We start from the raw sequence: 19,194 nt of genomic DNA, 5'->3' as shown, positions 1-19,194 counted from the left end.
AGCAAAGGAGGATTTGGTAATGGAGGAGGATCATCAGCATATTAAGCTCACTAGTGCTGAACTTTCATATTTATGGAGTACATACATCGCGGATAGCATGTCTGTATGTATCTTGACATATTTTCTTGAACATATAGAGGATGAGGATATTACGAGTGTTACAACGCATGCTTTAGATTTATCAAAACAACATGTTAAAACGATTGAGGCTATTTTTATAGAAGAGGGAGTGCAGATTCCACAAGGCTTTACAGAAAAAGACGTTAATTTAGAAGCAAAGCGGCTGTTTTCAGATTTTTTTTATATTAGGTATATCAATAATATGGCCAAGGGTGGGTTGGTCACGTATGGGCGAATACTTCAGAATGTATTTCGCCAAGACATTCACTCTTTCTTTGCAAAATGTCTAACGTCGACAATTGAATTAAAGACGGAGGCTACAAAAGTATTATTACATAAAGGAATTTCTGTACGTCCACCAACCATACCGTATCCTCAAGAAGTAGAGTTTATAAAAAAACAATCCTTTTTTTTAGAGGGACTAGGCAGAAGAGAAGCACTTACTGGAACAGAGGTTACAAATCTCTATGCAAATACATTAACAAATCATTTAGGTGTAAGTATGGCTACTGCATTTAGCCAGGTTGCAAAGTCGGATAAGGTACGTAAAATAATGCTACGAGGTAAGGAAATTGCATTAAAACATATCGAAGTGTTCCGAAGTTATTTGGAAATGCATTCACTTCCGACTCCGATGGCGTTTGATCAAGAAGTAACCGATTCACAGCAAGCGCCATTTTCAGATAAATTAATGCTGTTTCATTTTGGATTGATGATTTACGCAGGAATTGGAAACTATGGTGTTGCAATTTCCGAGTCTCAACGTAGCGACTTACTCACAGATTATACTCGATTAACAGCAGAAATAGTAAAGTTTTCTGAAGATGGTACGAATATGATGATAGCTAATAAATGGCTGGAGCAACCACCATTAGCTACCAACCGTCATGACTTATCAAAGAAATAATGGAAGGAAGGAAGGAAGCTTCTCTTTTCTTCCTATTTTTAATTTTCTAAAAGTAATATTGATAACACTTACATGATAATAGTATAATGAAGAAGTAATACTAATACGTACTCGTACTGTAAAGATTGGAAGGATATCATTGTTATTTGTAACTGAAATGCCAACTGAGGCAAAAGAAAAGTTATTATTTGCAGGTTTAATCCTATTTACGGAATATGGATATCAAAAGACATCTGTGCTTGAAATTGTAGAGATGGCAAGAGTATCGAAAACTACTTTTTACCAGCATTTCAAGAGCAAAGAGGATATAATGGTTGCCCTGTTTGAATGCCTTGGAGAAGAAATGATTCAAGAAGTAAAGCGTGCAATCTCTAACGAAGACAGAATCTCTTACAAGGCGTTTGCGGGGATAAGTCGCTATATTCAAATATGCTTTGAAAACAAAGAATGTTGCTCAAATCCTATTAGTTGAATCTGTCGGGGTTTCTAGAAATGTGGAAGAGGTTAGGCAGAAATCGCACCGTGATTTTGCAAGTATGATTTTGCAAACCGTTCAACCGGAATTACCTACTTCTGTTTCCGAGAGTGGTATGAAAATTGTCTCACAAGCTATGGTTGGAGCAATAAATGAAGTTATTATGCAAAATTTTTTTGAGAATGAGGACGAAGGGGTTACCTTTGATGAAATTTCTAGGATACTTAACCGCGTTGTCATAGGCGCATTTGTAACCTTAGGAATGCAGGAATAAGAACCTGTGAGATGAGTATGTAAGCGGAAAATTGTAAAATTTTTTTATTTGTTTTCTTTACTAATTTCCTATAATTGTAAATTTTATATATTGGAGGGATTATTAATGACAAAAACAATTGAGAGTTATACATTAAACGATTTGATGCTAAAAATAGAAGAAATAATTAATCAAGATTCTGCCCCAATAGCAGGGCTACAAGTAGTTTATCAGTTTACGATTAAAGATGATGAGGAAGTAACGTATCAACTACAGCTATCAGAAGGCAAGGCAAAGGTAGTGGAAGGATTTAATGACAGTGCAAATTGCACATTACTTTTATCTCTAACTAACTTTAGACAGTTCATACTGGGCAAGCTTAACGGAACTGCTGCATTTATGACAGGGAAATTAAAAATAAAAGGCGATATTGGCAAAGCTATGAAATTAGAAGGTCTACTTAAAGAATATAATCTAAAAGATCATTTATAAACTAAAAGGTTAGTTTAGGGTCTAATCCATTGGGAGTGAAGGTATGAAGCACATTTTAATAACCGGTTATCCAGGCTTTCTTGCAACTAGACTCCTACATGCTTTACTAGCAAAATATACTGATGCCAGTTTTGTATTATTGGTCCATCCGAGCCAATACGAAAAAGCGTATGATAGGGTAAAAGATTTTGGGAATATAGAAGTGAAAATGGGTGATATTACTGAGAGCCTGCTAGGTTTGTCAAGTGAGGTTTACAAATTACTTAGTAAAAAACTAACACATGTTTTTCACTTGGCAGCTATTTATGATTTAGCTGTTGCAAAGTCAATTGCTGAAGATGTAAATATAAATGGTACGAGAAATATAAATGATTTCATTCAAACTATTGAGCACTTGGAACGATATGTGTATTTCAGCACTGCTTATGTTTCCGGACTTCGTACAGGACTGATTAAGGAAACGGAGCTTGTGAAGGGACAGCAATTTAAAAATCATTATGAAGAAACTAAGTACAAAGCAGAGGTACTTGTTGAACAACTGAAGGATGTCCCGTATACAATTATTAGACCTGGAATTGTTGTTGGAAACTCAGAAACCGGTGAAACCGACAAATTTGATGGCCCTTATTTTATCATGAGATTTTTGGATACTGTACGATTTTTACCAATTCCATATATAGGTAAGGGTAAGGCCCTTTTTAATGTTGTACCCTACGATTATCTTATTGATGCGACGGTTTACTTATCGGGAGCAGAGGCAGCAAAGAGGAAAACCTTCCATTTAACAGACCCAAATCCTTATGAAGCTAGGGATTTATACAGGATGATATGTGAGGAACTGCGGGGCAAGAAGCCTTCCTGGACAATTTCTCCCAAACTAGTGGAGTTTTTTCTGTCATTTTCATGGATTAGGAGAATATTTGGGGTAGAAAAGGAAGCAATCGAATATTTTAGTTGTACGTCTCACTATGATGCAACTATTGCTAAGAAGGTTCTTGGGGAAGGTGGAATCCATTGTCCTGACTTCAAAGAATATGTTGGCAATATTGTTAGGTACTATAAGAGAAACCGTGATGATACGGATAAGAAAATAAATGTGACATAATCTACAATGAAGGTAAATACTTCATTGTTTTTTCTTATGAGATAAAAATAGAACAGGAGAGGTGAGGAAGATGACAAATTTTAATTGGCATATAGAGGCTGAAAAGCAATGGGATGAACGTGCAAACTTCTGGAGTAAGCAAAGTCAATCCATGTGGAATTCAGGGAGTCGCTCCACAATCATACCGTTTTATTCTCAGTATTTGGAGGAGAAGTCGACAATTTTAGATGCTGGTTGTGGTGATGGTTATGGTGCATTTTTACTATCAAAGCGTGGATATCATGTGGTCGGAGTAGATATTTCAGCAGAAATGATTGAAAAAGCAAACATAAGAAGTCAATCTGATAATCTCTCATTCACGCAAGCTGATCTGACCGCTCTTCCATTTAAGGATGAAACATTCTCTGGAGTAATGGCGGTTAACTCACTAGAGTGGACAGAGGTACCATTGGATGCAATAAATGAAATAAAGAGAGTGACAAAAACAGGTGGTGTTATATGTGTAGGTCTATTGGGCCCGACGGCAGGACCCAGACAAAATGCATTTCGACGTCTCTATGAGGAAAAGGTTATCTGTAATACGATGATGCCATGGGAATTTGAGCAATTGGTAACCGAAAATGGCTGGAGCGTTGTTGATGGGATGCCAGTATATAAGGAGGCGGTCTCAAAAGAGACAACGACAGGATTACCAAAGGAATTAAAGCAAGCATTGTCGTTTATGTGGGTGTTTATATTACGAAAAGACTGAGTATATATAGCGCAAGATGTTAGGCTTTTTCTTGAAAGTAAAAAGGTATCTCACATGAGAGATACCTTTTTTCAAGAGATAAGAAAGTATAAGATCTCCTACTTAGTTTTCAATGTCTAGCTTTTCAGGCGCATTGCGCTTTTCTTCTCCTACTCCCAATCAAAAGGAGTTTCTTGATATACATAATAGTTAAGCCAGTTTGCAAACAACAGATAGGAATGTGATCTCCAGCTGTGTACAGGTGGATTTGCAGGGTCATCCTTAGGAAAATAATTAATTGGTATGATCTGTCTTCCTTTTGCAAGATCTCTTTCATATTCTTCTTTTAGCGTGTTTACATCATATTCTGGATGGCCAGTTAGGAATATTTGCTTCCCATCGTTTGAAGCGACAAGGCAAACACCTGCATCATCAGATACTGATAGAAGGGTTAATCCTTCTGTATTCTGAACATCCTCTAAAGCAATATCTGTATACCTAGAATGTGGAACGTAATACATGTCGTCAAAACCTCGAACGAGCTTAAAGTCTTTTGTAACCAGACGGTGATTGAACACTCCAGTGCACTTTTGCTGAAGTGGATACTTATTAATTCCAAAGTGATAGAATAGACCTGCTTGAGCACCCCAACAAATATGTAAAGTGGAAGTTACGTTTGTTTTGGTCCATTCCATAATTTCTTTAAGTTCTTCCCAATAAGTAACCTCTTCAAAAGATAGGTGCTCGATTGGTGCCCCTGTAATGATCATTCCATCAAACTTTTTATGTTTAATTTCTGTGAACGATGTATAGAATTTTTCAAGATGATTTATCCCGGTTGTCTTTGCTACATGTGTCTCCGGGAATAAAAAGGTAATATTTAGCTGTAAAGGGGAATTTCCTAGAAGTCTAAGAAGCTGTGTTTCTGTTCTTACCTTTTCCGGCATAATATTTAAGATTACTATATTAAGTGGACGGATATCCTGACTATACGCGCGATCCTCATCCATGATAAATATATTTTCGGATTCTAATACCTCTTTTGCTGGTAAGTCACTAGGTATGTTAATTGGCAATCCTATCATCTCCCGATTTTCATTGTATAATTGAAATAATTTTACAACAATTCATACAAGATAATCAATTGAAACCTCTTTATCAATTTTTAGTGATAAAGCAAATCGTCTTGAAAAAGTTTATAAGCGAAGTTTCCCTTTAAACAAACCTATCAGATAAGGTAATATAGAGTTGGTAAGGAAATTTCTAAGAAATAAGAAAACTTGGGGGAATTGTGCATGGAATTATCAACGAAATTTAAGTCTGATATTGAAATTGCTCAAGAGGCTGTATTAAAGCCCATCAAGGATGTCGCGGAAAAGCTTGATTTACTTGATGAAGAGCTTGAACCCTATGGTCACTACAAAGCTAAAATTTCCTTGGACGTGATGAAGCGCCTTGAAAATAAAAAGGACGGGAAAGTAATACTTGTAACGTCCATTAATCCAACTCCAGCCGGCGAAGGGAAATCGACAGTTACCGTAGGACTTGGACAAGGACTTGCGAAGCTTGGGAAAAATGCCATGATTGCAATGAGGGAACCCTCGCTTGGACCTACAATGGGGATTAAAGGCGGCGCAACTGGTGGAGGATATTCACAAGTTATTCCAATGGAGGACATCAATCTACATTTTACAGGTGATTTTCATGCAATTACAACCGCAAATAATACATTGTCTGCCCTACTTGATAATCATATCCATCAAGGAAATGAGCTTCAAATAGATGCAAGACGTGTGGTTTGGAAACGGGTCGTGGATTTAAATGACCGTGCACTTCGTAATGTCATCATTGGTTTGGGTGGACCTGTTCAAGGTGTTCCTCGTGAAGATGGATTTGATATTACCGTTGCATCAGAGATTATGGCCATTTTCTGTCTTGCTACAGACATTCAAGACTTGAAAAAGAGGTTATCTAAAATTGTTGTTGCTTACAATATACATAAAGAACCTATAACGGCTGCTGACCTTGGGGCTGAGGGAGCGTTGACCTTATTATTAAAGGATGCATTAAAACCAAATTTAGTCCAAACACTTGAACATACACCTGCCCTAATTCATGGTGGTCCATTTGCTAATATAGCCCATGGCTGTAATAGTGTAATAGCGACAAAAATGGCTGCAAAATTAGCGGACTATGTTTTAACTGAAGGTGGTTTTGGTGCTGATCTGGGGGCAGAAAAATTTCTTGATATAAAAGCTAGGTATGCAGATATTAAGCCAGAAGCTGTTGTAATTGTTGCTACGAATCGGGCATTGAAAATGCACGGTGGTGTAGCGAAAAATAATTTGACAGAAGAAAATGTGGCAGCCTTAGCAAAGGGCTTAGAAAATCTGCAAAAACATATTGAAACAATTCAATCTTTCGGGTTACCTTTTGTGGTAGCAATTAATCGATTTGTTACAGATACGGAAAAGGAAGTTGCAAAAATAGAATCTTGGTGTGCTGAACATTCATATCCAGTGGCTCTTACAGAAGTCTGGGAGAAGGGTGGAGAAGGCGGCATTGAGTTAGCTAAAAAGGTTCTTGATGTTATTGAAACAGGGGAAAACCACTTTGCACCATTATATGAGTTATCAACATCAATAGAAGAAAAAGTAAAATGTATTGCGAGAACCGTCTACGGGGCGAAAGATGTTGAGTTTTCCTCCAAAGCGAAAAAGCAGATTCTAGAGTTTGAAAAGTTTGGATGGGGAGAGCTTCCCATCTGTATGGCAAAGACACAGTATTCATTATCTGACGACCCAACCCTACTTGGACGTCCTAGGGATTTTACAATAACTATACGTGAATTTAAGCCATCCATTGGTGCAGGCTTTCTCGTAGCGTTGACAGGGGACGTAATGACAATGCCTGGTTTACCAAAAAAACCTGCAGCGTTAAATATGGACGTTACTAAGGAAGGGAAAGCTGTAGGGTTATTTTAATAATTGTATTCATTAAGGGAAGGAAAAGTATATGTTTGATCCTACAGTATTTGATAATCTCAAGGTGGTCATTGAAGGTGCAATATATGATTTAGATCTCGATGGGAGACTTATGATTACGGATCGTGAGGACCAAGTAGAACTAGCAAAAATGAGTAGGAAGTACCGGATTTCTTTTAAGGATAAGGCAATTGACCAAGTCAAGGCATATATCGATTTGAAAATCGATTTAGATAATTTGGTCACAGAGCTAAGAAGTCATAATGAACAACTTCCAGGCTGTAAGTTAGAAATCGGATTTCTATTTGAAATGAACACAACTGAGAATTGTCCTAAAATTCGAGATGTACTTACCACTATCTGGGGTGAATCAAGAGAAATTCAACAAACAATAACCTTTCATTACGGTGTACAACATCATTATATAAACAATAGCAAAATTATTTTTCATCGGTTAATACATGAAGAGAATATTGATGACTTACTCAACATGATTGAGTATATAATTGATTCGATTGAACAAATAAGTCGAGTAATTAAATAAGGTCTAAAGCAAGTCAGGAGTGTAGGCAAGTCAGAAATGACCGTGTCTACACTCTGTTTATTAAATAAAAAGGACTTTTCAGAAGAGATTACGATTTTTTATACATAAATTTACCAAAATGTACAGTTTTGTTTATAATATTGACATATCTATAGTAGAATAGTAGAAAAACTATTTTTTTCGTTCCACAGACTATGTCTTACTAATTGTTCTTAATGATAGTTTAAAAGTGGATAGATTTCTGTGGCTAAAAATCAGAAGATTTAGACATAACTTTAACTTGAATGAAATTAGGGGGTTAAGTATGAGTAGAATTGCATGGGTAACTGACAGTACAGGCTATTTAGATGAAGAGCTTTCTAGTAATAAAGATATTTATGTTATTCCAATGACAGTATTCTTTGATGAGGAAGAATATCTAGATGGAGTAACAATTACTCCTGCTCAATTTTTCGAACGATTAAAATCATCAAAGACTATTCCAAAAACATCACAACCATCGATTGGTAGCTTTGTAGAATTATATAAAAGTCTTGAAGATGAATATGATGAGATTATTTCAGTGCATATTTCAGAAAAATTAAGTGGCACAGTATCTTCTGCTAGACAGGCTGCTGAATTAGTCAATATACCAGTAACGGTAATTGACTCGAAAATTTTAACCTATCCGATGACTAAGTTGATGAAGGAGGGTATGGAGGTTATACGTGAAGGCGGGACGTCTGCAGATGTTAAGAAGCATATAGTGGATTTATCATCAAATCTTGAAACATATGTCCTAATTGGTAGTTTAGAACAATTACACCGAAGTGGGAGAATGAATACGGCTCAATATTTTTTAGGAAGTATGTTGCAAATAAAACCAATCATACAGGTTCTCGATGGTGAACTTTCTGTAAAGGAAAAGGTGCGCTCTGAAAACAAAGCTACAAATAAAATATTTGGGTATTTAAAAGAAGCTATATCTAAAAATACAGTGGATGAAGTCTATATTTTATATGGTTTGGACGACTCGAAGACGAATGAATGGAAGGGTAAAATTAGAGAATTTGCTGGTGATATTAAAATAGGATCTTATCCGCTTGGAGTGGCTATCGGTGTCCATGCTGGGGAAAATACAATCGGAATTAGCTGGATGAATAAGAAATAAGTACCTATTTCACGAGCACGTATTGTATCTCCGTTTTCGATAAAGGCGTAATAGCTGCAATTTGGTATCCGATACTCAAGAATTGAGAGATTGTTTCCGCACAGGTTGTGTGGGGAGGCTCGGTTGGAGCGTGCAGACTCTTGTGTAGTTGCGTAAATTGATTTGTATATGGATTACATGTAATGAACACAACATGACGCCCATACCATGCGGTCCCAATTTCCCGATTTTTATCATAAGGATGAAACATGCGTACTACCACCTTTTTTGAGCCGGTTATCCGGCTTTTTTTTAGTTTATGCAGTCCATAGCTTACACGCTACACATCGAGAATTCTTGGAATATGGTACAATGATAGAGATAATGTTTGCAGTGGGGGATAAAATGGAACAGCAAAAAAAAATAGATGAAACAATTATTTTCGTGAAAAAAGTCTTACAGAATGACAGCAGTGGACATGACTGGTGGCATATAGAAAGAGTTCGAAAACAGGCTCTTCAAATTGCTGAAAAAGAGAATGCAAATTTATTTGTTGTTGAACTTGCAGCATTATTACACGATGTTGCTGATGAAAAATTAAATGACTCGGAAGAAGAAGGCCTCCAAAAGGTACAAAATTGGCTCACTTCTCTACATATACCTGATTTTGAACAACAGGAAATTATCGAGATAATCTCAACCATGTCCTTTAAAGGTGGAAATAGACCCCCAGTGAAGACAATTGAGGGGATGGTTGTTCAAGATGCTGACCGTTTAGATGCACTTGGGGCAATCGGTATTGCGAGAACATTTGCATATGCTGGATCTCGTGGGGATCTAATGTATGACCCGGATTTACCATATCGCGAGGAAATGACAAAAGAAGAATACCGAAATGGAAAATCAACGGCGGTCAATCATTTTTATGAAAAACTATTGAAGCTTAAAGACACACTTAATACTGATACAGCAAAAGAAATCGCGAGGGAACGTCATGAATTTATGTTACAGTTCCTCAATCAATTTTATAAAGAATGGAATGGACAGTTATGAGGCTCTTAACGGTAGAAAATCTAGCTAAAAGCTATGCAGAAAAAACGTTATTTGAAGATATATCCTTTAGTATTACAGATAAAGAACGGATTGGAATAATCGGTGTAAACGGAACTGGAAAATCAACTCTCTTAAAAATTATTGCGGGCCAAGAAGAAGCTGACAATGGAGAAATAACTCATTCAAAGGGGTATACGATCAGTTATTTGCCACAGCAGCCAGATTTCTCTCAAGGGAATACAGTGCTTGATCAAGTATTCCAAGGTAGCACACAGCTTCTCAAGTTGCTAAAAGATTACGAGGAAGCGATGCTTAGACTTGAGGGGGATTCAACGAATGCTGCTTATCAGGAAAGGATCTATGAACTCCAACAAAGAATGGATGCGGCTAATGCCTGGGAGGCAAATTCCAATGCGAAGGCAGTCCTTTCCAAGCTTGGAATAACGGACTTTTCACAGAATGTAATGGAGTTATCAGGCGGACAAAAAAAGCGTGTGGCACTTGCTCAGAGCTTAATTGAGGTACCGGATTTACTGATCCTTGACGAACCAACCAACCATTTAGATTTTGATACGATAAAATGGCTAGAGGACTATCTTGGAAAATACACTGGGGCATTACTATTGGTTACACATGATCGATATTTCTTAGATCGTGTTTCGAATCGGATTATCGAGCTTGATGAAGGAAACCTTTATAGCTATACAGGGAATTATAGTAATTTTTTAGAAGCAAAAGCGCTTCGAATTGAACAGGAACAGGCATCTGAGTTAAAGCGTCAAAACCTGTACAGGCGTGAGTTAGCGTGGATTCGACGTGGAGCAAAGGCTAGAACGACAAAGCAAAAAGCTCGAATTCAACGATTTGAAGAGATTGAGAGCTCCAAAAAAACAATGAATACCGATACCGTGGATATTTCTCTTGGGGGTAGTAGGCTCGGTAAAAAGGTTATTGAGTTAAAAAATGTATCGAAGAGCTTTAATGACACAACCATTTTAGATAATGTTGACTTGCTTGTGAAACCTGGTGACAGAATTGGAATTGTCGGTCGAAATGGGAGTGGGAAATCTACGTTATTAAATGTCATAGCAGGTAGAATTCCCGTTGACCAAGGTGAAATAGAAATCGGACAGACTGTAAAGCTTGCTTATTATACTCAAGAAAGTATTGATATGGATCTTAATAAAAGAATGATTGAGTATATAAAGGAAACAGCTGAAGTCATTCATACATTAGATGGTAAACTCATATCTGCAGCACAAATGTTGGAACGTTTCTTATTTCCTATGAACACGCATGGCACACCGATACGAAAACTGTCTGGTGGAGAAAGAAGAAGATTGTATTTACTAAAAATCATCATGGGCGAACCAAATGTATTACTGCTTGACGAACCTACAAATGATTTGGATACACATACTTTAACTGTATTAGAGGATTATTTAGAGGAGTTCCCTGGTGTAGTGATTACCGTATCTCATGATCGCTATTTTCTAGATAAGGTGGCAGATCAGTTGCTTATTTTTGAAGAGGGCAACCAAATCACCACATACTTTGGAGAGTACACGGAATATCTCGAAAAAATTTCAGAGTCTAGCCAAACCGTACAAAAACAAAAGGTGGAAAAGCCATCCACACAGGATACTGTCAAACCTAAGAAAAAGAAGTTATCCTATAAAGATCAGATTGAATGGGATGAGATTGAAGGGAAAATTGAGGCTCAAGAAGAGAAGGTTTCAAGACTTGTTAAAGAAATTGAAGAAGCGGGTAGTGACTACCAAAAGGCACAGAGTGCGATGGAGGAACATGCGAAAGAATCAGAAATTCTCGACCAATTACTAGAAAGATGGGAAGAGCTTTCTGAACTTGTGAATGACTAAGAAAAGCGCAGGCTACTATTTTATCCGGAACTAACATAAGTCAAGCCAGAAGAGTTGTTTCTTTATTATAAAACAGACCAGGCATTGCTGCCTGGTCCTATTTTTTTATAATCGTTTTGCTCCTAAGTAGCGTGCTCCCCAGTATGTAGCGTTCAAATCGTCTACACTTACACCATCGGTAGAATCTGCATGGATAAATTTGTTGTTTCCTATATAAATTCCTGCATGGGATGGACCAGGTTTATACGTTTCAAAAAACACAAGATCTCCTACGCTAGGTGCAGAAACGCTTGTGGACTGGCCCCAAATTCCTGTTACTGTACGAGGGATGCCAACTCCCTTTTGTGCAAATACAAACTGTAAAAATCCACTGCAGTCAAATCCATTTGGTGAACTACCTCCCCACACATAAGGAACCCCAATATAGTTCATGGCAATAGAAATAACACTTGAATCAACAGCCGGGGCTTCAGTAGTTTCATATTTAGTTTCGTTCGATTGTGAAGGATATTCTGCTTGAGCAACCTTAACATTAGCTTTCTTTATCGTAAGACCTCTCACATTTTTATTTTTCATAATATGGTCTACCGTTTCATCGGTTGCCAAACCGTTTACTTCTAGATTGTACTTTTTTTGATAGGCCTTTACACTTTGCTCCGTCATCTCACCGAATTTACTATCGATTAATCCGCTATAATAACTTAACCTATTAAGCTTTGATTGAAGTTGTTTTACTGCAGGACCCTCGTCACCGATCGTGAGAAAGGGTGGTTTGGGCTGTAAAATTGCCTCGTTTAATTTTTCTAATGTTGTGGAGCCCGCGATCCCGTCTACTCTCAGCTCGTAAAGTTCTTGAAACCTTTTTACAGCCTCCTGCGTAGAGGCTCCAAAATGACCGTCTATTGTTTCATAATAGAAGTTTAGCTTTTGCAGCTCAAATTGAAGGAATCGTACAGAATAACCTGTATGACCATAGCGTAATTCCTGGTTTGTATCAAACTGATAATTTTTATCCAATAATGGGTCTAAGTAGTTCTGTTCAGATGCATCAGCTACAAGTGGGGCGCCAAAGAAAAAGCCAGCTGCAAGAGATGTCACAACAATCGCGTCGCGGGTTCCATAGCGTTTTTTCATTGAAGTTCCTCCTTGATGTTTGCGAAAGCAAGAAATAGAATGGATAGTTTTCTAAGAATTTGTTGCTTGAAAAGGCTATGGAAACGATTCGGTACGGTAATTCAAAAAGTATGTATTACGAAACGAAACCTCATAACAACAAAAAATGAAAACGACCTGTAGTCAATACACCTTTATGATATTTTGTAAAAAAAGTTATTATGACAAAGGTTCTGATAATTAGTACATTAGCGCTAAAAATAGACAAGTTCACTTGTTTATAAAATGCAGTAGCTTCAATATATTTGAGAGAATCAATCCATATATTACATTTTTATTACTTATAAGATTGTGAGTAGTAATTTTCAAAGATGCTGTTTGTCAATGATTAGAAATCACAAAAGTTCTTACAATGGATATCTAGATAATACGTATGCTACAATCACAGTAGATTACTTTTGTAGGAGAAGGAGCGGTACCATGAAAATCGTATCAATTGAACCAACACCTAGTCCTAATACAATGAAGATTACGTTAGACGAGGAACTTCCAAAGGGAAAGAGCAATAATTATAAGAAAGAAAATATAGATCAAGCCCCGCAAGTTATTAAAGAGATCATGGCGATTGAAGGGATTAAGGGTGTCTATCATGTAGCAGATTTTTTAGCTGTTGAGCGTAATGCCAGGTATGATTGGCAAGAGCTTTTACCAAATGTACGAAAAGTATTTGGTGAAGAAGTGGCTGAAGGCGAAGTACACGAACAAAAACTCGATGAGCATTTTGGAGAAGTTAAGGTATTTGTTCAAATGTATAAGGGACTTCCGATGCAGGTTAAGCTTCATGATGGGGAACAAGAAGTTCGAGTTGGACTACCAGAGTACTTTAGGGACGCACTGCTGCGAGCACAAGAAGCTTCAGGTAATGTTGTGCTAGAAAGGGAATGGAAGGAGCAGGGAGTTAGATACGGTAACCTTGATGAAATTGGAAAAGAGGTAGTCGACGAGCTAGCGGCAGCATATCCAAAAGAAAGACTAGACCGTTTAGTTACTCTTATCTCACAACAGATTGCTGCACCTACTATTCAAAAAAGGGAGTCATACAAGGTTACTCTTGACATGCTGGATGATCCAGACTGGACAAAACGCTACGCAAGCTTGGAACAAATGGATCCAACTGAAGACGATATACCGGTGTTAGCAAAAGCGTTGAAGGATGAAAAACCGTCCATACGAAGACTAGCTACCGTGTATTTAGGAATGGTAGAGACATCTGAGGTATTACCTTACCTTTATGAAGCCCTTAAGGATAGAACTGTAACAGTTAGAAGAACTGCTGGAGATTGTTTATCTGACATTGGAGATGCTAATGCGATTGGTCCAATGTGTGAGGCATTGAAGGATTCAAGTAAGCTAGTAAGATGGCGCGCTGCAATGTTCTTATATGAGGTTGGAGACGAGTCTGCCTTGCCAGCACTAAAGCAAGCAGAAGAGGACCCAGAATTTGAAGTGAAAATGCAAATCAAATTAGCTATCGGACGAATTGAAGGTGGCGAAGAAGCTAAGGGATCTGTTTGGAAACAAATGACTGAAAGCAGAAAAGAATAGTAAGTCTCGAATAGTGGTGGCGTAACAAAATTGATTTTACTAGTAAACCTATAGTATGCTTATTTTATTGAATTAGATTAGGGAGGTTTTAGATATGTCAATGGCATATGATGAATATATGAAGCAAATTGTAAGACCAATGCGCGAGGAGCTAGTTGTTTCTGGCTTTAAAGAGCTCCAAACTGAAGAAGAAGTAGAAAAATTCATGGAAGATGTTGAAGGGACAACGCTTGTAGTTGTAAATTCAGTTTGTGGTTGTGCAGCGGGATTAGCAAGACCTGCAGTAACACAAGCTGTCCTAACGAGCGAGAAAAAACCGGATCATCTCGTAACGGTATTTGCAGGTCAAGATAAAGAAGCTACTGCAAAAATGAGAGAGTTTTTCTCAGGATATGAGCCTTCATCACCATCAATGGCGCTATTAAAAGATAAAGAAGTTGTACATTTCATTCCACGACACGACATTGAAGCTAATTCAATGGAAACAATAATGGAGAATGTAACTTCCGCATTGAATAAGCATTGCTAAAGGATGTCATCATGACATCCTTTTTTACTTTCAAATTCAAATTAGAGGTCTTAAACTCTTAACTTGATGCTTCAGATTAATATGGAAATTTGAAAAAATACGACAAAGCGCAATTAACATGGATAGGTGATTATCTTGATCGTAACCACTGCTGGTCGCACAAATGATGAAATGATTGAAACAGCCAAAAGAGTTGCTTCTGAACTAGGGGTTTTATTTATTCGAAGAGAAAAGCAATCCGTATCTACTATTCAGGGAAAAACAAATGATGATGTTCTAGTTGTTGGAAAGAATCGATTTGAAATTTACCCACTCCTCCATAAGGAACCATTATTTTTTCATCCCAATTCTGCTATGTTTCGAATGAAACGTTTAGTGAAGGGAGAACATGATCCTTTTGTCCAAGCTGCGGGTATTATGGAAGGAAGCACTCTATTAGATTGTACACTTGGATTGGGTTCTGATAGCATTGTTGCAAGTTTTGTTGCTGGAAAGACGGGTAGGATTACTGCTCTAGAGGGTAATCGGTATCTTTATTATCTTTTGAAGGCTGGTTTAAAAAGGTGGGATACAGGAAATTCTTTGATGAATCAGGCTATGTCAAGGATACATGTCTTCCATCATACATATGAACATTTTTTAGCAACCTGCCCTCCTAAAAGCTTTGATGTTGTATACTTTGATCCTATGTTCGAAGAAACAATTGATGAATCGGAAGGGATAAAGGGACTTCGGAGTTTTGCTGTCTATTCACCGTTAAGCTCTCAAGCGATTGATGCGGCAAAGAAAGTTGCTAAACATCGAGTAGTTCTAAAAGATCATTGGAAAAGTGACAATTTCGAGAAATATGGTTTTACTGTTTATAGACGAAAAACTGCTAAGTTTCATTTCGGAGTTATTGAAGTATAAGGTCACATTGATATTTTGACTCACCTTTGGATACGTTAAATAACGGAGGTGATGACAATGGCTAAGCGCAAAAAAGACCCTTCAACAATCGGATTAAACTCAGCTGATGTAGAAGGACAAGGTACAACTCAACAAGAAACAGGAAAAATGCAGATGGATTCATCTAGACGTAAGAAAAAGCGAGACTAATCTACTTGCATGAAACTAAGTCCTTACACAACATAAATACCCCTAAGTCGGCTTTTTGAGTCCAATTTAGGGGTTACTTCTTTTAGAACTTTATTCAGTAACGCAGGCATAAATGAAATACGCCAAAGTAACAAAACTTGCTATTCCGAAAACCCAATCCAAATCCATGATCATCCACCTTTCAAATATGTATAGTATCCCTATTTTAACAAAAAATGAACATTTTATGAAACTTTATTTATTGTTCTATTTGCACTACCATCGGTTTTGAATTAAATTTCACTAGCTGCCTATGGGCCATTATCCTTATTTTTTTGTATTTTATTAGTTTAATAGTAAAAATTCTTGATAGATTGTGGTAAAATAATGGTAAGTTTAGATGTGTTGAAAGGACGTTTTTGTGATGAAAAAGTGGTTGCGGAAAGCCCTGGTTGTATCATTTTCAGTATTAACACTTGGTTTGGTAGCGCCTCCAGCTGCTCTCACAATGGAGCAGTCGGATTCGGATAAATCCGGTAAGTTCAATTCAATTAATGAACCTGCTAATGATTCAAAATTATATGCTGATTTCTCGGATGATTACGGCTATGATAGTAGGGACTTTATTGAATATGCAAAGTCCCAGGCACTAACTAGTTCATTTGAGAAATTCGGAAGTAAAATTGGACCAGTAATTGAAGATGAGTTCCGAAATGAAATCCTACCTAGAATTGAGAGTGTTATTGATTTATTAGCAGAACAATATCCAGCCGAACAGCTAGACCAACTTGAAATATCAGAGCAACCATCAGGTGGAAATGGAGAAAAAATCTTTCACATATTTGATAGTGCAAATGGGAAGGATATCATCCGTTTTCATGTAAGGAAGGATCATCCTCCACAAGACGGCTACTGGTTTAATTTTCATTATCATACTCATCATGATGGATTCCAAGCACATCATACGTTAGGTGATATTTATTGGAATAAGAATACTCCGCCAAAGTGGCTGAGCTAAACAGGTTACTTAGTAAAAAATATAAAATTGAAAAAGGGGACATCCACGGGTCGAAACATAGACTTAGTGGACTGTCCCTTTTTTTCTTTTAATCCATAGTCTGGAAGAATTTCTCACATTCAATCTAGCATACTATGAATTTAAAACATGTTATACTATTTTTACTATTTAACTATATTCTGCTGCGTGTTCAACCTATTAGTAGTGCTAATGACAGACTTCAATCCCTAGCTGAATAAAGTTAAACCTCCGGCGGATGCACAGATTTTTATATGTGGTCTCCGATCAGATTCAACATAATTGGGGCGCAAATACGCTTCAGTCCTATTTGTTTAGTTAAGTGTCTTTCGCATCTAAGATTCTACATAGAACAGGGGAGAGCATTCTATGAAAAAAACAGTAATTCTTACGCTAATTCTCGTATTCATCGGTTTTACGTATCACCCTGGCGAAGCTTCTCCTCATGGAGTTCCACTTAAAGAGTATCATTCTATCACCCTCTATACACAAACATCTCTCATGTCTAACTATGACATTGTAAAAGATATTATTTTATTACCAGAATCTGAGTTTAATGAAACAATCGCTTCACAGATGATTGATAGAGTGAACAGAATTGACGAAGCAATTTTAAAGGTATTACGAGAAGAAGGTATTATGCTTAAGCTTTTCACCGGTAATTTAACCGATGAGCCAACTGCGGCCTATCTAAAAGGGAAAAAGCCTCGTGGTTATAGTGAGAACGGACCAACTTGGGATTCTGTACCTGGTATAGGTGGGGCAGAGGTAGTATTGGCAAAAATCGGACATAGTGAAAAGGGAAATGGTCACGGATCTATTAATTTAGAGCTACATGAATTGGCCCATTCAATCGATCGGTTTGTTTTTGATTCGATTAGCCACGATCCTTCGTTTCAGGTTATTTGGAGGCAGGAAGTAGGTACATTATTTCCAAATCAATCTTATTTTAGCACGTATCCGGAGGAGTATTTTGCGGAATCATTCGCAATGTTTTACCTTTCGGAAGTCGCAAGAAATCAAATTAAAGAACTAGCACCCTTAACATATCAGCTTCTTGTAGATTTAAGTAAACTTCAGGAATAGGGTTTCGAAAGAAGTATTAATTGTGTAATATAAAAGCATGATAGTTTGCAAGGAGTGAATCTATTGAAACATGGGGAAAATGCGTACCTAGAGCTTTTAAAACATGTTCTTGATAATGGTACAAAAAAAATGGATCGGACAGGAACAGGTACACTTTCAGTCTTTGGGTATCAAATGCGTTTTAATTTGAGTGAGGGCTTTCCTCTACTAACTACAAAGAGAGTTCCGTTTCGATTAATAGCAAGTGAGCTACTGTGGTTTATGAAGGGTGATACGAATATAAAGTATCTACTTAAAAACAACAACAATATCTGGAATGAATGGGCGTTCAAAAATTGGGTTGAAAGTGATGAATACAGTGGTCCAGATATGACTGATTTTGGAAACAGAAGTCAAACAGACTCTGCATTTAATGAACTTTATGAAGCGGAGATGGACAAGTTTAAAAAACGTATCCTTGAGGATGATGAGTTTGCTACTAAATATGGCGAACTTGGTCCAGTATACGGGAAGCAATGGAGAGCATGGGAAACGTCACGCGGAGAGACCATTGATCAGTTGAAAAATGTAATTGAACAAATCAAAAAGAATCCTGATAGTCGACGACATATGGTGGTGGGCTATAATCCAGGTGATGTTGAATTCATGGCTTTACCTCCATGTCATAGCTTGTTTCAATTTTATGTAGCGGATGGGAAATTAAGCTGTCAGTTGTACCAACGCTCAGGTGATTTATTTCTGGGAATTCCCTTCAACGTTGCAAGTTATGCATTGTTAACCCATCTAATTGCATTCGAGTGTGGATTAGAAGTAGGGGATTTCATCCATACAATTGGGGATGCACATATTTACACAAATCATATTGAACAGGTAAATGTACAATTAAGTCGTAATCCACGTCCATTTCCAACTCTAAAATTAAACCCAAGCATTGATTCGGTGTTTGATTTTGAAATGGAGGATGTTACAATTGAGTGCTATGATCCACATCCAGCGATTAAAGCACCTGTAGCAGTATAAAGCATTTCTATTTCCAAGATCCTAAGGTATAATCGACCTAAGGATCAATTTTATTC

21 protein-coding genes are annotated in these 19,194 nt (G+C 37.3%); 18 read left to right on the top strand and 3 right to left on the bottom strand.

Annotation, left to right across the window (positions count from 1 at the left end; genetic code table 11):
- Positions 1-19 precede the first annotated feature (19 nt).
- From ACWNMY_RS02245 to ACWNMY_RS02220, 6 genes are all read left to right on the top strand, one after another.
- Positions 20-1,027, top strand: a complete 1,008-nt coding sequence (locus tag ACWNMY_RS02245) for a DUF3231 family protein (RefSeq protein ID WP_449536661.1) — start codon at positions 20-22, stop codon at positions 1,025-1,027.
- Between the two features lie 139 nt (positions 1,028-1,166).
- Positions 1,167-1,499, top strand: a complete 333-nt coding sequence (locus ACWNMY_RS02240; RefSeq protein WP_449536660.1) for a TetR/AcrR family transcriptional regulator — start codon at positions 1,167-1,169, stop codon at positions 1,497-1,499.
- 22 nt (positions 1,500-1,521) lie between these two features.
- Entirely contained in the window at positions 1,522-1,776 is a 255-nt protein-coding gene (locus ACWNMY_RS02235; protein ID WP_449536659.1) for a hypothetical protein, read from the top strand.
- Positions 1,777-1,881: 105 nt separating this feature from the next.
- On the top strand, positions 1,882-2,247 hold the full coding sequence (locus tag ACWNMY_RS02230; protein WP_449536658.1) for an SCP2 sterol-binding domain-containing protein: 366 nt from the start codon (positions 1,882-1,884) through the stop codon (positions 2,245-2,247).
- Between the two features lie 43 nt (positions 2,248-2,290).
- Positions 2,291-3,352: an SDR family oxidoreductase gene (locus ACWNMY_RS02225; protein ID WP_449536657.1), complete on the top strand. Its 1,062-nt coding sequence runs from the start codon at positions 2,291-2,293 to the stop codon at positions 3,350-3,352.
- Positions 3,353-3,422: 70 nt separating this feature from the next.
- Positions 3,423-4,103 (top strand): class I SAM-dependent methyltransferase, encoded by a 681-nt coding sequence (locus tag ACWNMY_RS02220; protein WP_449536656.1) that lies wholly within the window; start codon positions 3,423-3,425, stop codon positions 4,101-4,103.
- A gap of 149 nt (positions 4,104-4,252) precedes the next feature.
- Here the strand turns inward: ACWNMY_RS02220 and metA are convergent, their stop codons facing one another.
- The gene (gene metA / locus ACWNMY_RS02215) at positions 4,253-5,158 is read right to left on the bottom strand and encodes a homoserine O-acetyltransferase MetA (RefSeq protein WP_449536655.1); all 906 of its coding nucleotides are present in this window, start codon (positions 5,156-5,158) and stop codon (positions 4,253-4,255) included.
- Between the two features lie 219 nt (positions 5,159-5,377).
- Here metA and ACWNMY_RS02210 point away from each other — a divergent pair, with 219 nt between their 5' ends.
- The 3 genes from ACWNMY_RS02210 (at position 5,378) to ACWNMY_RS02200 (ending at position 8,760) form a co-directional block, all read left to right on the top strand.
- On the top strand, positions 5,378-7,066 hold the full coding sequence (locus ACWNMY_RS02210; protein ID WP_449536654.1) for a formate--tetrahydrofolate ligase: 1,689 nt from the start codon (positions 5,378-5,380) through the stop codon (positions 7,064-7,066).
- A 31-nt stretch (positions 7,067-7,097) separates the two neighbouring features.
- Complete coding sequence (locus tag ACWNMY_RS02205) at positions 7,098-7,610, top strand: hypothetical protein (protein ID WP_449536653.1); 513 nt, start codon at positions 7,098-7,100, stop codon at positions 7,608-7,610.
- A 304-nt stretch (positions 7,611-7,914) separates the two neighbouring features.
- Positions 7,915-8,760, top strand: a complete 846-nt coding sequence (locus tag ACWNMY_RS02200; protein WP_449536652.1) for a DegV family protein — start codon at positions 7,915-7,917, stop codon at positions 8,758-8,760.
- Between the two features lie 4 nt (positions 8,761-8,764).
- On the opposite strand, the gene ACWNMY_RS02195 is transcribed toward ACWNMY_RS02200, so the two are convergent.
- A complete protein-coding gene (locus ACWNMY_RS02195; protein ID WP_449536651.1) occupies positions 8,765-9,010 on the bottom strand; it encodes a hypothetical protein in 246 nt (81 codons plus the stop codon).
- A 134-nt stretch (positions 9,011-9,144) separates the two neighbouring features.
- On the opposite strand from ACWNMY_RS02195, the gene ACWNMY_RS02190 reads away from it, so the two are divergent.
- Positions 9,145-9,792 (top strand): HD domain-containing protein, encoded by a 648-nt coding sequence (locus ACWNMY_RS02190; RefSeq protein ID WP_449536650.1) that lies wholly within the window; start codon positions 9,145-9,147, stop codon positions 9,790-9,792.
- Positions 9,789-11,672 (top strand): ABC-F family ATP-binding cassette domain-containing protein, encoded by a 1,884-nt coding sequence (locus ACWNMY_RS02185; RefSeq protein ID WP_449536649.1) that lies wholly within the window; start codon positions 9,789-9,791, stop codon positions 11,670-11,672. Before ACWNMY_RS02190 ends, ACWNMY_RS02185 begins: the two co-directional genes overlap by 4 nt.
- A gap of 105 nt (positions 11,673-11,777) precedes the next feature.
- On the opposite strand, the gene ACWNMY_RS02180 is transcribed toward ACWNMY_RS02185, so the two are convergent.
- The gene (locus ACWNMY_RS02180; RefSeq protein ID WP_449536648.1) at positions 11,778-12,806 is read right to left on the bottom strand and encodes a C40 family peptidase; all 1,029 of its coding nucleotides are present in this window, start codon (positions 12,804-12,806) and stop codon (positions 11,778-11,780) included.
- 459 nt (positions 12,807-13,265) lie between these two features.
- On the opposite strand from ACWNMY_RS02180, the gene ACWNMY_RS02175 reads away from it, so the two are divergent.
- The 7 genes from ACWNMY_RS02175 (at position 13,266) to ACWNMY_RS02145 (ending at position 19,138) form a co-directional block, all read left to right on the top strand.
- Complete coding sequence (locus ACWNMY_RS02175) at positions 13,266-14,390, top strand: conserved virulence factor C family protein (RefSeq protein ID WP_449536647.1); 1,125 nt, start codon at positions 13,266-13,268, stop codon at positions 14,388-14,390.
- Positions 14,391-14,484: 94 nt separating this feature from the next.
- A complete protein-coding gene (locus ACWNMY_RS02170) occupies positions 14,485-14,919 on the top strand; it encodes a BrxA/BrxB family bacilliredoxin (RefSeq protein WP_449536646.1) in 435 nt (144 codons plus the stop codon).
- A 135-nt stretch (positions 14,920-15,054) separates the two neighbouring features.
- Positions 15,055-15,828, top strand: a complete 774-nt coding sequence (locus tag ACWNMY_RS02165; protein ID WP_449536645.1) for a class I SAM-dependent methyltransferase — start codon at positions 15,055-15,057, stop codon at positions 15,826-15,828.
- 57 nt (positions 15,829-15,885) lie between these two features.
- Entirely contained in the window at positions 15,886-16,017 is a 132-nt protein-coding gene (locus ACWNMY_RS02160) for a YuzL family protein (protein WP_449536644.1), read from the top strand.
- A 403-nt stretch (positions 16,018-16,420) separates the two neighbouring features.
- On the top strand, positions 16,421-17,014 hold the full coding sequence (locus ACWNMY_RS02155) for a YpjP family protein (protein ID WP_449536643.1): 594 nt from the start codon (positions 16,421-16,423) through the stop codon (positions 17,012-17,014).
- 387 nt (positions 17,015-17,401) lie between these two features.
- Positions 17,402-18,118 (top strand): anthrax toxin lethal factor-related metalloendopeptidase, encoded by a 717-nt coding sequence (locus tag ACWNMY_RS02150; RefSeq protein WP_449536642.1) that lies wholly within the window; start codon positions 17,402-17,404, stop codon positions 18,116-18,118.
- A 63-nt stretch (positions 18,119-18,181) separates the two neighbouring features.
- Entirely contained in the window at positions 18,182-19,138 is a 957-nt protein-coding gene (locus tag ACWNMY_RS02145) for a thymidylate synthase (protein WP_449536641.1), read from the top strand.
- Positions 19,139-19,194 lie beyond the last annotated feature (56 nt).

The organism is Ferdinandcohnia sp. Marseille-Q9671 (assembly GCF_976954385.1).
Note: the sequence above shows the minus strand (reverse complement) of the source record. Positions and strands in the feature narration are given on the sequence as shown.